This window comes from Streptomyces sp. NPDC002623 (assembly GCF_053592635.1).
This window is the reverse complement of sequence record NZ_JBSFWB010000002.1, coordinates 395,915-409,710: the sequence shown is the minus strand read 5'-3', so window position 1 is coordinate 409,710 and position 13,796 is coordinate 395,915. Positions and strand designations below refer to the sequence as shown.

Below are 13,796 nucleotides of genomic sequence, written 5' to 3'. Positions count from 1 at the left end.
GAACCCCACATTCCTGGGTGCTCCGAATGAACACGGGGTGACACGCAAGCTCCGGCCCTGCAACACCCCTGAGGGGCGCGGGGAACTGCGCGACAAGCCGCAACGGACGCGCACCCGCAAGACGGCATCAACGCCCACGGTGAATAGGCGCCCCCGCCAAAGCCACGCAGTGCATGGCTCCCGGTCCGCGCGTCGCTGCGGGTGCACGCGGACCGGGGCCGTTCGGGGGGTTCAGCCGGCGGTGTTGCTCAGTTCCCTGGGCTCCGTCAGGGCGGCCGTGTGCGCTTCCATGCGCTGGGCCGCCAGGATCGCCGCCGTGGTGTCCGCGCGGGACGCGGCGACGAGGAGGGCGCGGCCCGCCAGGGCGTTCGCCCGCTCGTGCAGCACCGTGAGGTGCGGCTCGGCGGCGGAGGTCGGGCGGACCGGGGTCCGTCCTCCCCGCAGCCGGGTGACCTGCTGCGCGAGCCGGGCGGCCGCGGTGTCCAGATCGGTGGACGGGGCCGTGGCGCGCAGCTCGTCGGTGACGGCGAGCAGTGCCGCGAGATGACCGGCGAGCTGGATGTCCAGCTCCTCCTCGCGGGAGCGGTGGGGGAAGTCCGAGGACGTGCCGGCCATCGTGCTGTGGACCGACTTGGTGCGGATCGGCTCGTACATGAGGATGGCCTCCTGTGCTGTCAGGAAACCATCCTAGCTTAGATTTCGTCTAAAGTAGACCCATGGCCCAAGCCGCGGCTACGGCTGGCCGTAGCCGTCCAGGAAGCGGGCGATCCGGCCCACCGCGTCGCGCAGGTCCGTCGCCGTCGGCAGGGTGACGACCCGGAAGTGGTCCGGTTCCGGCCAGTTGAAGCCGGTGCCCTGGACGACCATGATCTTCTCCCGGCGCAGCAGGTCCAGGACCATCCGCCGGTCGTCCTTGATCTTGAAGACACTGGGGTCCAGGCGCGGGAAGAGATACAGCGCGCCCTTGGGCTTCACGCAGGTCACGCCCGGGATCTGGGTGAGCAGCTCGTACGCGACGTCCCGCTGCTCCTTGAGCCGGCCGCCCGGCAGCACCAGGTCGTTGATCGTCTGGCGTCCGCTGAGCGCGGCGACCACTCCGTGCTGGCCCGGCATGTTCGCGCACAGCCGCATGTTCGCCAGGATCGTCAGGCCCTCGATATAGGAGTCGGCGTGGGCGCGCGGGCCGGAGATCGACATCCAGCCGACCCGGTAGCCGGCCACCCGGTACGCCTTCGACATGCCGTTGAAGGTGAGGGTGAGCAGGTCCGGGGCGACCTTGGCGGTCGGGGTGTGCGTGGCGCCGTCGTAGAGGATCTTGTCGTAGATCTCGTCCGAGCAGATCAGCAGGTTGTGCCGGCGGGCGATGTCCGTCAGCCCCCGGATCATGGCCTCGTCGTACACCGCGCCCGTCGGGTTGTTCGGGTTGATGATGACGATCGCCTTGGTGCGGTCGGTGACCTTGCGCTCGACGTCCGCGAGGTCCGGCATCCAGTCCGACTGCTCGTCGCAGCGGTAGTGCACGGCGGTGCCGCCGGAGAGGGAGACGGCCGCGGTCCACAGCGGGTAGTCCGGCGCCGGCACGAGGACCTCGTCGCCGTCGTCCAGCAGGCCCTGCATCGCCATGACGATCAGCTCGGAGACGCCGTTGCCGATGAAGACGTGCTCGACGTCCGTCTCGATGCCGAGCGTCTGGTTGTGCATCACGACGGCCCGGCGCGCGGCCAGCAGGCCCTTGGCGTCGCCGTAGCCGTGCGCCGTCGAGACGTTGCGGAGGATGTCCTCCAGGATCTCCGGCGGGCAGTCGAAGCCGAAGGCGGCCGGGTTGCCGGTGTTCAGCTTGAGGATGCGGTGACCGGCCGCTTCCAGGCGCATCGCCTCTTCGAGAACCGGGCCCCGGATCTCGTAACAGACGTTGGCGAGCTTGGTCGACTGGATCACCTGCATGTCTGGGAGCTTACGGCTCGGTAACGCATCCCGTGGCGTGTTTTCCACCACGTGAGACGGGTGGTTTGGGGTGTTATCGCCGGTAGCTGTCCCAGGAATCACACCTGTCCCTAGAATCTGCAGCCATGTCCAGGTCAGGTGAGAGCGGTACGCCCCGGGTTCGGCCGATCGTGTACCACCCGTACGCCGAGTCCGACCCCTCCTCGTACGAGCAGTACGCCGATCCGGCGGCGGCGCACGGATGGGAGAACGCGTACGACGAGACGCAGCGGCTTCCCCCGGTCCCCGCCGTGCAGGAGGGTGCGGGCGGTCGCGCGGACCGTCGGCGCGCCGTGCGCCGGACGGGCGGGTGGCGTTCGCGCCGGGTCGTGGTCGCGGCGGGAGCGGTGGGCGCGGTGTCGCTGGCCGCCGTGGTGGCGGGCCTGTCCTGGTCCGGTCCGGCGACCGACGGGCGGCAGGGCGAGCGGGGCGAGCAGGGCGGGCGTGCGGATACGCGCTCGTCGTCCGACGACACGGCGAGCCCCTCGGCGTCGCCGTCGCCGTCCCCGTCCGCGGGCGAATCCACCGGTTCCGCGGGGCCGAGCCCGTCCGCGTCGACCGCTGCCGCTGCGGCGCCGTCTCCGGGCGGTACGACGTCCTCCGCGCCCGCGGCCGCCTCCTCGGCCGGCGAGCCGACGGCGAGCGACCCGGCCTCTTCGGCGGCGGCGCAGGGATCCGGGAAGGGCAACTCCGGGAAGGGGCGGGGGGCCGGCAAGGGGGGCAGGTAGGCGGGACGCTCACCGGCTCCTGCCAGGCCGCTTCCCGGCGGCCGAAAACCAACCCTTGTCCGTGATCGCTCAGGGCAGCGTCCAGAACTGGGTGGTGACGAGGTAGAAGACCGCGACCCAGAACGCCATCAACGCGGTGACGACGCCGAGGCCGACGAGGTTGGTCCGCGTCGCCGGCTCGTCCGGGGGCGGCCGCAGCCACCGGCCGAGGAGCCGGTTCACGTAGTGCGGCATGGTGAGGAAGCTCATCAGGAAGCTCGACAGCAGGTTGCCCACCAGCAGCCCGAGCCAGAACGGCATGCCCAGCGGCGACAGGGCCAGCGTCAGCAGCACGACGGTCGGGTACAGACCGACCCAGACGGCGATGGACGTCTTCGTCTCCGAAGGCGGCGGCGATTCCTTGCCGCTCTCGTCGAAGGCGAACCAGCTGCCGAACGAGTTGTCGATCGTGTGCAGTCTGAAGTCGTTGAACTTCGCGCCTTCGGCGAGCAGCTCCTGCCGCCGCGGTGACGTCAGCCAGGCGTCGAGATGCTCGGCGCTGTCGAATCGGTACATGGTGGTCCAGTCGGCCTGGACCCCCTCGACCGGGCGGAACAGCTCGGTCCCGCGGAATCCCTCGAACTTCCCCTCCTCCTGGCTCATACGGCGCTGCCAGGCGAGGAACTCGTCCACCTGGCCGGGATCGACGCGGTGGGTGATCACGACCGTCACCAGCGGATCCGCCGGCCGGCCGCCGCCGCTGACGACCTGCTGCGTGCCGGGGCCGTCCAGGTAGGTGTCGCCGACCTCCAGGAGGCGCTGTCTGGTCGCGCTGTTGATCCACGCCTGAAGATGGGCCACCGAGTCGAACCGGTAGACGACGACCCACTCGGGCTGCAGGTCCGTCGGCCGGGACACCTCGACGCCGAGATACCCGGCGTAGTCGGCGGCGGCGGCGTTGACGTCCTCCTGCCAGGATTCGTATTCCTGTTCGAGTCCGGGCAGTACCTTCTGGCCGATGATCGCCGTCGCCGCCGCACCCTCGTGCTGTCCGGTGCTCATGAGTCCGGGCCCGTCGACACCGACTGCTTCTCGATGAGCCGGCTGTAGATCCGCTCCGGAGTCAGCGGCAGCGAGCGGAAGCGGACGCCCGTGGCGTCATGGAGGGCGTTCGCCAGCGCCGGGGCCACCGGGTTGATGCAGCACTCCGCCATTCCCTTCGACCGCAGGGGGCCGACGGAGTCCGTCGAGGCCACCAGAAGCACGTCGGTGCGCGGAACGTCGGCGTAGGTGGGGATGCGGTAGTTGCGCAGGTTCGGGTTCACCATGACGCCGTCCGCGTCGATGTGATGGTTCTCGGTCAGCGCGAACCCGATGCCCTGGGCGACCCCGCCCTCCACCTGCCCGCGCACTTGGGCGGGGTTGACGACCGCGCCTGCGTCGGCCGCCTGGACGCTGTGGAGGATGCGGATCTCCCCCGTCACCCGGTGCACGGCGATCCGGAAGCCCTGGGTGTTGGAGGTGACGCTGCGCGGCGAGCCGTAGGCCTTGCGGGCGGCCGTGAAACGGATTCCGCGCGCCCTCGCCGAGGCGACCAGCTCGGCCAGCGGCACCCGCCGGTCGCCGCAGACGATCTCCTCGTCGTCCATCGAGCACAGCACGAGATGCACGCCCGTGTACGCGGCGGCGTACTCCAGGATGCGGTCGCGCACGGCGTCGGCCGCCCGGAGCACCGCGTTGCCCGACACGAACAGCCCCGCACTCGCGAAGGCGCCCGTGTCGAAGCCCGTGCGGTCGGTGTCGGACTGCACCAGCCGGATGCGCGACGGTGTCGTACCGAGCTGACCGGCCGCGATCTGGACATGCGCGGTCGACGTGCCCTCGCCGAACTCGACCGTGCCGACGGCCAGTTCGTACACCAGGTCGTCGCCGAGCGTGACCCAGGCCTCCGAGATGTGCTCGGTCGGCGGCGCCGTCTCGTGCAGGGAACTCGCCACGCCGGTCCCGACGAGCCACTCGGGGCCGGGGGCCGCCTGGCCCGCGGTCCGGGCCAGGGCCTCGCCCACCCGGTCGATGCACTTCGCGAGGGAGTCCTCGGTGAACGACACGTCGTCGGGGCCGTCGTGCAGGGCGACGAGCGGTTCGCCGGGACGCACGATGTTCCGGCGGCGCAGTTCGAGCGGATCGAGGTGCAGGGCGCGCGCCAGCTCGTCCATCGCCGACTCCACGGCGAACGCCGGCTGGGTCATCCCGTAGCCGCGCAGTGCGCCGCTCGGAACGGTGTTGGTGTAGACGGAGTACGCGTCGTACTTCTTGTGGGGACAGCGGTAGATCATGACGGCCGCGCCGCCCGCGTACAGCGTCTCGCCGCCGTGGTTGCCGTAGGCGCCCGTGTTCGACACATTGCGGACCTGGAACGCCGTGAGGGTGCCGTCGGCCTTCGCGCCGAGCTTCACCGTCAGCGTCATCGGGTGGCGTGGCGAGGCCGTGGTGAACTCCTCCTCGCGGGTGTACTCGAAGCAGACGGGACGCCCGGTGTCCAGGGCGGCGAGCGCGGCGAGGTCCTCCGAGATCACCTCCTGCTTGCCGCCGAAGCCGCCGCCCACGCGCTTGCAGAACACCCGGAGCTGGTCGGGGCGCAGGGCGAACAGATGGGCGAGTTTGACCTTCGCGATCGACGGCGACTGCGAGCTGGTGCGGACGTTGAGGCGCCCGTTCTCCAGCCAGGCGATCGAGCCGTGCGTCTCCAGATGCGCGTGCTGCACCCGGGGCGAGGAGTACGTGCCCTCGTGGATCACGTCGGCCTCGGCGAACCCCGCGTCCACGTCGCCGATGTGCGTGTGGATCGCCAGCAGCACGTTGTGGACGGGATCCAGGGCGAACGGATCGTCCGTGCGGTGGAGTTGTGGCGCCCCCTCCGCCATTGCGGCTTCGGCGTCGAACACGGCCGGCAGCACCTCGTACTCCACGACGACCTTCCGGCAGCCCTCCTCCGCCGCCCCGACCGTGTCGGCCACGACCGCGACCACGCGCTGTCCGACGAAACGGACCGTGTCGTCCAGGATGAAGGTGTCGTCCGGGTCGACGAGATGGTCGGTGTGGATCGCCGTGGTGAAGCGTCTGCGCGGCACGTCCTGCCAGGTGTAGACGCGCCGCACGCCGGGGACCGCCAGGGCGGCGCTCTTGTCCACGGACACGATCCGGGCGTGCGCGTGCGGCGAGTGCAGCACCTTGAGGTGCAGCATGCCGTCGAGGCGGGCGTCCATCGTGAACTCGGCGCGGCCGGTCACCACATCGTCGGCCGCCGGCGCGCCGACGCTCGTCCCGACGGCCTTTCCCGGCGCGGCGGCCTCCACGCCCACGACGCCCCGCACGGCGTCCTCGATCGCCCGATAGCCGGTGCAGCGGCAGAGGTTGCCCTTCAGCGCCCGGGGCAGGTCCGCCCGTTGCGCGTCGGTGAACGTCGCCGACGTCATGATCATCCCGGCGGTGCAGAAACCGCACTGGAACCCCGGGGCGTCGCGGAACTCGCGTTGCACCGGATGCAGGTCGCCGGGTGCTCCGAGGCCCTCGATCGTCGTGACCTCGTGGCCGTCGGCGCGGAAGGCGGGGGTGATGCAGCTGTGCACCGGGTCGCCGTCCAGCCACACCGTGCAGGCGCCGCAGTCGCCCGCGTCGCAGCCCTTCTTGACGCCGTAGTGGCCGAGCGAGCGCAGGAAGGTGCGCAGACACTGCCCGGGCACCGGTTCCTCGGCGAAACTCCTGCCGTTCACCAGGTAGCTCATGTCAGGTCACCGGCCTTGAGTTCGCGACGGATCTCCTCGGCGAAGTGCCTTGTCAGATGGCGACGGTGGTCGGGGGTCCCGTTGGGATCGGCGAACCACAGGCCGGCCGGGACGGCGTCGATGCGCCGGCGCAGGGTGGGGGCGTCGGGCGGGCTGTCGAAGGCGAAGCGCACCGGGCGGGTGGTGCCGGCCGTGACGGTGAGCAGCAGGTCGCCGCTGCCCGGTGTCCGGGTGCCGATGAGGAACACCGTCGAACGGCCGAGCCGGGTCAGCGTGAAGCGGCGGTGCGCGGTGCGCTTGCGCAGGGCGTGGGCCGGGATGCCGACGCGGCGCAGGATCTCCCCGGGAGCGAGCACGTTGCGGTGGTCCCCGGTGACGAAGTCGACGGCGTCCACGATGCGCGTCGACCCGTCGGGAGCCCAGAGCTCGTAGCGGGCCTCCAGCGCGACCGTCAGCGTGATCATCGGTCCGGCGGGCAGGGACATGCAGATGTTGCCGCCGACGGTGGCCGAGTTCCAGACCTTGAAGGAGGACAGAAAGGCCTCGCAGCTCGCCGCCAAGAGGGGGCCCGCGATCCAGTCCCGCGGGGGCGCGTAGGCGTACAGATCGCGGACGGTGCAGGTGGCGCCGATCTCCAGGCCCGCGTCGGTGGCGACCAGGGGCGCCCAGCCCAGCGCGGTCAGGTCGACCAGTCGGCGCAGCTGAGGCTGCTCGGCGGAGAAGAGCCACGTGCCGCCGGCGAGCCAGGCGTCGCCCTCGCGCCAGTCCCTGCCCGGTCGATCGGGCGACGGTTGCCGGACGACTTCGGTGATCGTGTTCAGGTCCATGGTCGGGAGCCGATCTCTGAACTGCGCCCCTCTCCAGGGTAGTCCCGGCGGCCGAAAACCGACTCTTGATCTCACCCCCCACGGCACTAACAATGCGCATGACAAAACTGTGCATGACAAGTCAACGGGCGGCCGGAAGATCTCCGGTCGCCTTGTCGTAAGAGGGGACCCCCACATGAGAAAGCCTCTCGTCGCCGCGTTCATCGCCCTGGCCATCGCCGGGGCAGGCGCGGCACCCGCGGTCGCGGCGCCGGTGAGCGCACCGGCCGCGGCCCAGGCCGGGACGACGACCGAGACCAAGGCCGCCGCGCCCACGCTCCAGGCCGTCACGCTCGCCGGGACCGTCGCGCTCAGCAACTGTTCCGGCTCGGTCATCCGCTTCCCGAACTCGCTGGCCACCGACCCGGCGCTGGTGCTCTCCAACGGCCACTGCCTGACGACCGGCTTCCCGGAGCCGGGCGAGGTGCTCGTCAACCAGGCCTCCAGCCGCACCTTCGGCCTGCTCAACTCCGCCGGCACCCGCGTCGCCACCCTCCGGGCCAGCAAGCTCGCCTACGGGACGATGACCGACACGGACGTCTCGATCTACCAGCTCACCAGCACCTACGCGACGATCCAGTCCGCGTACGGGATCGCCCCGCTGACCGTGCAGGACACCCACCCGACCGCCGGCACCGCCATCACCGTGGCCTCCGGTTACTGGAAGACGCTCTACAACTGCAGCATCGACGGGTTCGCGTACCGCCTGAAGGAGGGCGACTGGACCTGGAAGGACTCGATCCGTTACACCTCCGCCTGCCAGACCATCGGCGGCACCTCCGGCTCGCCGGTGATCGACCAGGCCACCGGCAAGGTCGTCGCCGTCAACAACACCGGCAACGAGGACGGCGAGACCTGCACGGTGAACAACCCGTGCGAGGTCAGCGAGAGCGGCACCGTCACCGTCCGCGAGGGCATCAACTACGCCCAGGAGATCTACCAGATCCCGGCCTGCTTCACGACCGGCAACCAGCTCAACCTCAGCGCTGCCGCTTGCACCCTGCCCAAGCCGTAGCACTCCGTCGGGGGGTGCGATCGGTTGTCGGGCGACTGCGGGTCCGCTGTGGCCGGTCGCGCAGTTCCCCGCGCCCCTATAGGGGGTTGCGCCGGCCGTAGGGTCAAGAGTGGGCGTTCCGTCACACGGGACTGCGACGGACCGCCCTGCCCGCCAACTCATCCGTGCGGCGACCGTCCTCGATGACGAACCGGCCGTCGATCAGCACGTGCGGGACGCCCCTCGGCAGGGTGCGCGGGCGGTCGAAGGTGGAGCCCGCCGCGACCGTCGCCGGGTCGAAGAGCACCAGATCGGCGCGGTAGCCCTCGCGGACCAGGCCCCGGTCGGCCAGACGCAGCCGGGCCGCCGGGCGCGAGGTGAGATGGGCGACGCAGTCCTCCAGGGACAGGACGCCCAACTCCCGTACGTACCGGCCGAGATACTGCGGGAACGTGCCGTACGCCCGCGGATGCGGCTTCGCGCCCTGCAGGATGCCGTCCGAACCGCCCGTGTGGACGCGGTGCCGCATGATCGTCCGGACGTTCTCCTCATGGCCCACGTGCTGGAGGACCGAGGGGGCGAGCCGGTCGTCGAGGAGCAGCCGGCGGGCCGTCGTCCAGGGGGTCTCGCCGCGCGCGGCCGCCGACTCCCGGACGGTACGGCCGACGTACTCCCCGAGCGCCGGGTCGCCCACGCCGGAGATCTCGATCGTCTCCCAGTCCACCGGCACCCCGTGACAGCCGTCCGCGCCGACGACCTCCATATGGTGACGGACCCGCTCGGCGGTCTCGTCGTCCGCGAGACGGCGCAGGATCTCCGCCGGGCCGCCCTCGCTCGCCCAACTGGGCAGCAGGGCCGCGAGCGTGGTGCTGCCGGGGGTGTAGGGGTAGGTGTCGAGACTGATGTCGGCGCCCGCCTCCAACGCCTCGTCCAGCAGCGCCAGCAGCTCGGGCGCCCGGCCCTCGTTCTCGCCGAAGTTCATGGTGGCGTGGGCGAGATGGAGCGGACAGCCCGCCCTGCGGGTCAGCTCGACCATCTCCGCGTACGCCGCCAGCGCACCGGCGCCGTAACTGCGCTGGTGGGGGCAGTAGTAGCCGCCGTAGGACGCCACCACCCGGCACAGTTCGGTGAGTTCGGCGTCCTGCGCGTACATGCCGGGCGTGTACGTCAGCCCGGACGACAGTCCGACCGCGCCCTGCTCCAGCCCCTCCGCCACCAGCTGCCGCATCCGGTCCAGCTCCCGGGGCGTGGCCGGGCGGTCCTCCCAGCCGACGGCGAGGGCGCGGACCGTGCCCTGCGGGATCAGATACGCGGCGTTGACGGCGATCCCGCGATCCAGCCGGTCCAGGTACTCGCCCACCGACCGCCAGTCGAAGTCGACGTCGTCGCCGGGGCCGTTCCAGCCGGCTATGGCCGACCGGACCTCTGCCAGCGTCCGGTCGTCGACCGGGGCGTACGACAGACCGTCCTGGCCCAGCACCTCGAGGGTCACGCCCTGCGCGGCCTTCGCACTGTGGTCGGGGTCGCGCAGCAGGGCGAGGTCGCTGTGCGCGTGCATGTCGATGAAGCCGGGGGAGAGGACGAGCCCCTCGGCGTCCAGCTCCCTGCGCGCCCTGGGCCGTTGGCACCCGGCCGCGGCCGCCTCCTGCACGATCCCCACGATCCGGCCGCCGCCCACGACCACATCGGCGCGGTACGCGGACGCGCCCGAGCCGTCGACGACGTCCGCGTCCCGGATGACGAGTTCTTCCATGACCGGCCTCCAGCGATGAGAAGTGCGATGAGGACAGGTCCTAGAAGAACGTGCGGATGTAGTCGACGACCGTGCCGTCCGCCTCGGCCACGGGGATCAGCGGCCACTTGTCGAAGGACGTGCAGGGGTGGGACAGACCCAGGCCGATCCAGTCGCCGACCTCGACGTCCGCCTCGGCGGTGGTGCGCAGCCAGGCGTGCTGGTCGGACAGGCCGGTCACCGAGACGCCGGTGGCCGGGCGTTCCGTGCCGTCCCGGCGGACCGCCTGGGCGAAGGGCAGGTCGAGGTCGTAGGCCGCGTCCCGCTTGCCCGCGTTGAGGAACGCCTGCTCGGGGGAGGGGCGGGAGACGACCTGGGTCCACAGCCGGAACGCGGGCTCCAGCGCGCCCTCCCCGGGTACCCGGTTGAACGGCGTGAGCTTGCGGTAGTGGCCGTCGTCGTGCGAGACGTACGCGCCCGAGCGCAGCAACTTCAGGACCGGGAGCGAGAGTTCGGGGATCTCGGCGAAGACGTCGGCGACCGCGTCGAACCAGGCGCTGCCGCCCGCGCTGACCACGATCTCCTCGGCGCCCGTGAACCGTCCCGCCTTGTCGAAGTCCACGGCGAGGGCGACGAGTCGACGCAGCCACGCGTGCACCCGCTCCGGGTCGGCCTGCGGGACCTCGCCCTCGTAGCCCGCGACCCCGACCAGCCGCAGGCTCGCCGCGCCGGCCACCGCGTCCGCGACCGCCGCGCACTCGGCCTCCGTGCGCACCCCGGTGCGGGCGCCCTCGCCGGCGGCCAGTTCGACGACGACGTCCAGCGGGCGGCCGGCGCCGCGCAGGGCGGCGTCCATCAGCTCGACCCCGCGCACCGAGTCGACGTAGCAGACGAAGCGGAAGCCGGCGTCGGCGTCGAGCTGCGCCGAGATCCAGCGCAGGGCGGCCGGGTCCACCAGCTCGTTGGCGAGGAAGACCCGCTGGACGCCGTACGCCCGGGCCACCCGCACCTGGTGCGGGACGGCGAGGGTGATGCCCCAGGCGCCGCGGTCGATCTGACGGCGGAAGAGCTGCGGGGCCATGGAGGTCTTGCCGTGCGGGGCGAACGCGAGACCGTGCCGGGCCGCGTACGTCTCCATGAGGTCGAGGTTGTGCTCCAGGCGCTCGGCGGAGAGGGCCAGCACCGGGGTCGCGAAGCCGCCGGTGAACAGGTTGCGGCGCTGGGCGGCCAACTCGCCGACGGTGAGGCCGTCGGCGTCCGGCGGGAGGCCCTTGAAGCGGTGGTCGACCCGTTCCTCGGCCAGTCGGGCCAGCGCCTCGCTTGCCTCGGTGCTCATGGAACCTCCCTGATCAGGAGCGTTGCAATATCTGCAACGTCCATTGCGTATGTCGCTTACTGCTGTCTAACATCTCGGCCAACGCCGGGTCAACGGAGCCGCCGACCCGCACCAGCACAGGAGCCACGAGGTGGACGTCGTAGACGTGGTCGCGCTCGGCGAGTCCATGGTCACCTTCCTGCCCACCCGGCCGGGCCGCCTCGCCGACGTGCCGTCCTTCGACCGGGCCATCGGCGGCGCGGAGTCCAACGTGGCCTGCGCGCTGGCGGCCGCCGGACACCCGGTGCGCTGGGTCAGCCGGGTCGGCGCGGACGGCTTCGGCGACCATCTCGTCGAGGCCGTCGGCTCCTACGGCGTCGACGTCGCCTCCGTACGGCGCGATCCCGCCCGCCCGACCGGCGTCTACTTCCGCACCGCCGGCGACCGGGCCACCGACGCGCACGAGGTCGCCTACTACCGGACCGGGTCCGCGGCCTCCGCGATGTCCGTCGACACCGTCGACCTCGACGCCGTCCGCGCCGGCCGCGTGCTGCACCTGACCGGCATCACGGCCGCCCTCTCCGACGACTGCCTGGGCCTGCTGCGGGAACTGACGGCCCGCCGGCCCGGACGCCCGCTGATCTCCTTCGACGTCAACCACCGCTCCGGGCTCTGGCGCAGCGCCGACGGCCCGCGCGTGCTGCTGGAACTCGCCCGCGCAGCGGACCTCGTCTTCGTCGGGGAGGACGAGGCGGAGGAGGCGTGGGGGATCACCGGCGGCCCGACGGCGATCAGGGCGGCGCTGCCGGAACCGCACGTGCTGGTGGTGAAGCAGGGGGCCCGGGGGGCGACGGCATTCGAGAACGACGGCACCGGGCGGCCGACGGTCACCTTCGTGTCCGCGCCGATCGTGCGGGTCAGCGCAGCGGTGGGCGCCGGGGACGCCTTCGCCGCCGGGTTCCTCTCCGCGACCCTGCGCGGGCTCTCGGCGCGGGAGCGGCTGCGGCACGGGCACCTCATGGCCGCCGCCGCCCTCACCGCCCCCGGCGACCTCGCCGTACCCCCGACGCGCGAGCACGCGGACCGGCTGGCCGACCTCGACGACCGGTCGTGGGAGACACTTCGACTCGGCCCCGGCTGGACCAAGGCCGTGGCCCCGGAGGAGGTACCCACCCCATGAGTCAGACCGTCGACCGCGCCCTGAGCATCCTGCCGCTGCTCGCCGAAGGCCCCGCCGACCTGGGACAGGTCGCCGACCGCCTCGGCGTGCACAAATCGACGGCCCTGCGGCTGCTGCGCACCCTGCACGAACACGGCCTCGTCTACCGCCAGTCCGACCAGCGCTACCGCCTCGGCGCGCGCCTCTTCGCCCTCGCCCAGGAGGCGATGGAGAACCTCGACATCCGCGAGATCGCCCACCCCCACCTCGTCCGCCTGAACGAGACCTGCGGGCACACCGTCCATCTCGCCGTGTACGAGGAGGGCGAGGTCCTCTACATCGACAAGGTGGAGAGCCGCTACCCGGTGCGCATGTACTCGCGGATCGGCAAGCCCGTCGCCATCACGGTCGCCGCCGTCGCCAAGCTGCTCCTCGCCGACCTGCCCGAGCCCGAGCGGCGCGCGGTCGCCGAGAAGCTGGACTACCCCCTCTACACGGCCCGCTCGACCCCCAACGCCCCCGCCTTCGTACGGGAGCTGGAGAAGGTGCGCGAACAGGGCTGGGCCACCGACCTCGGCGGCCACGAGGAGTCCATCAACTGTGTCGCCGCGCCGATCAGGGGCTCCGACGGCCGGGTGGTCGCCGCGATGTCCGTCTCCGCGCCGAACGTCGTCGTCACCGCCGACGAACTCCTCACCCTGCTCCCGCTGGTCCGCCGCGCGGCGGACGCCATCAGCGGGGAGTACTCCGGAAGAACGCCAGCGAAGGACACCCAGTGACCGAGAAGACCGCCCTCACCCCCAAGACCCACACCGCTCCGCCCGCGAAGTTCTCGCACGGCGTGCGCAAGGGCAACATCCTGCAGGTCGCGGGCCAGGTCGGCTTCCTGCCCGCCGAGGAGGGCAAGCCCCCCACGCCCGCCGGACCCACCCTGCGCGAGCAGACCCTGCAGACCCTCGCCAACGTCAAGGCGATCCTCGAGGAGGGCGGCGCGAGCTGGGACGACGCGATGATGATCCGCGTCTATCTGACCGACGTCGACCACTTCGCCGAGATGAACGGCATCTACAACGCCTACTTCGAGGAGCAGGGCCTCACCGCGCCCCCGGCCGCCCGCACGACGGTCTACGTCGGCCTCCCCGCCGGGCTCCTCATCGAGATCGACGCACTCGCCGTCCTCGGCTGACACCCGCCCCCCCCCGATTCCCGCACGCCGTGAACGGCGCGGCACCCCACGGGGTGCCGCGCCGCGCTC

The 13,796-nt window shown here is 71.6% G+C and carries 12 protein-coding genes; 5 read left to right on the top strand and 7 right to left on the bottom strand.

Annotated elements, in window-relative coordinates:
- Positions 1-231: 231 nt before the first annotated feature.
- On the bottom strand, positions 232-654 hold the full coding sequence (locus tag ACWD4O_RS04540; RefSeq protein WP_451277333.1) for an SCO4983 family protein: 423 nt from the start codon (positions 652-654) through the stop codon (positions 232-234).
- A gap of 78 nt (positions 655-732) precedes the next feature.
- A complete protein-coding gene (locus ACWD4O_RS04535; protein WP_358801011.1) occupies positions 733-1,944 on the bottom strand; it encodes a pyridoxal phosphate-dependent aminotransferase in 1,212 nt (403 codons plus the stop codon).
- 125 nt (positions 1,945-2,069) lie between these two features.
- Between ACWD4O_RS04535 and ACWD4O_RS04530 the strand changes: the two genes are divergently transcribed.
- Entirely contained in the window at positions 2,070-2,711 is a 642-nt protein-coding gene (locus tag ACWD4O_RS04530) for a hypothetical protein (RefSeq protein ID WP_451277331.1), read from the top strand.
- A 69-nt stretch (positions 2,712-2,780) separates the two neighbouring features.
- Here the strand turns inward: ACWD4O_RS04530 and ACWD4O_RS04525 are convergent, their stop codons facing one another.
- The 3 genes from ACWD4O_RS04525 to ACWD4O_RS04515 are packed head-to-tail and all read right to left on the bottom strand — an operon-like array spanning position 2,781 to position 7,302.
- Positions 2,781-3,752 carry an antibiotic biosynthesis monooxygenase gene (locus tag ACWD4O_RS04525; RefSeq protein ID WP_451277329.1) on the bottom strand — a complete coding sequence of 324 codons (972 nt, stop codon included), beginning with the start codon at positions 3,750-3,752 and terminating at the stop codon, positions 2,781-2,783.
- On the bottom strand, positions 3,749-6,475 hold the full coding sequence (locus ACWD4O_RS04520) for a molybdopterin-dependent oxidoreductase (protein WP_451277327.1): 2,727 nt from the start codon (positions 6,473-6,475) through the stop codon (positions 3,749-3,751). Before ACWD4O_RS04520 ends, ACWD4O_RS04525 begins: the two co-directional genes overlap by 4 nt.
- Complete coding sequence (locus ACWD4O_RS04515; RefSeq protein ID WP_451277325.1) at positions 6,472-7,302, bottom strand: FAD binding domain-containing protein; 831 nt, start codon at positions 7,300-7,302, stop codon at positions 6,472-6,474. Before ACWD4O_RS04515 ends, ACWD4O_RS04520 begins: the two co-directional genes overlap by 4 nt.
- Before the next feature lie 175 nt (positions 7,303-7,477).
- Here ACWD4O_RS04515 and ACWD4O_RS04510 point away from each other — a divergent pair, with 175 nt between their 5' ends.
- Positions 7,478-8,356, top strand: a complete 879-nt coding sequence (locus tag ACWD4O_RS04510; protein ID WP_451277323.1) for a S1 family peptidase — start codon at positions 7,478-7,480, stop codon at positions 8,354-8,356.
- Between the two features lie 121 nt (positions 8,357-8,477).
- Here the strand turns inward: ACWD4O_RS04510 and ACWD4O_RS04505 are convergent, their stop codons facing one another.
- On the bottom strand, positions 8,478-10,088 hold the full coding sequence (locus ACWD4O_RS04505; RefSeq protein WP_451277321.1) for an N-acyl-D-amino-acid deacylase family protein: 1,611 nt from the start codon (positions 10,086-10,088) through the stop codon (positions 8,478-8,480).
- A gap of 40 nt (positions 10,089-10,128) precedes the next feature.
- Positions 10,129-11,403, bottom strand: coding sequence for an amino acid deaminase (locus tag ACWD4O_RS04500; RefSeq protein ID WP_451277319.1), 1,275 nt, complete (start codon positions 11,401-11,403; stop codon positions 10,129-10,131).
- A gap of 166 nt (positions 11,404-11,569) precedes the next feature.
- On the opposite strand from ACWD4O_RS04500, the gene ACWD4O_RS04495 reads away from it, so the two are divergent.
- The 3 genes from ACWD4O_RS04495 to ACWD4O_RS04485 are packed head-to-tail and all read left to right on the top strand — an operon-like array spanning position 11,570 to position 13,727.
- Entirely contained in the window at positions 11,570-12,562 is a 993-nt protein-coding gene (locus tag ACWD4O_RS04495) for a sugar kinase (protein WP_451277733.1), read from the top strand.
- The gene (locus ACWD4O_RS04490; protein ID WP_450948154.1) at positions 12,559-13,320 is read left to right on the top strand and encodes an IclR family transcriptional regulator; all 762 of its coding nucleotides are present in this window, start codon (positions 12,559-12,561) and stop codon (positions 13,318-13,320) included. Before ACWD4O_RS04495 ends, ACWD4O_RS04490 begins: the two co-directional genes overlap by 4 nt.
- Positions 13,317-13,727, top strand: a complete 411-nt coding sequence (locus ACWD4O_RS04485; RefSeq protein WP_451277316.1) for a RidA family protein — start codon at positions 13,317-13,319, stop codon at positions 13,725-13,727. Before ACWD4O_RS04490 ends, ACWD4O_RS04485 begins: the two co-directional genes overlap by 4 nt.
- The last annotated feature ends 69 nt before the right edge of the window (positions 13,728-13,796 follow it).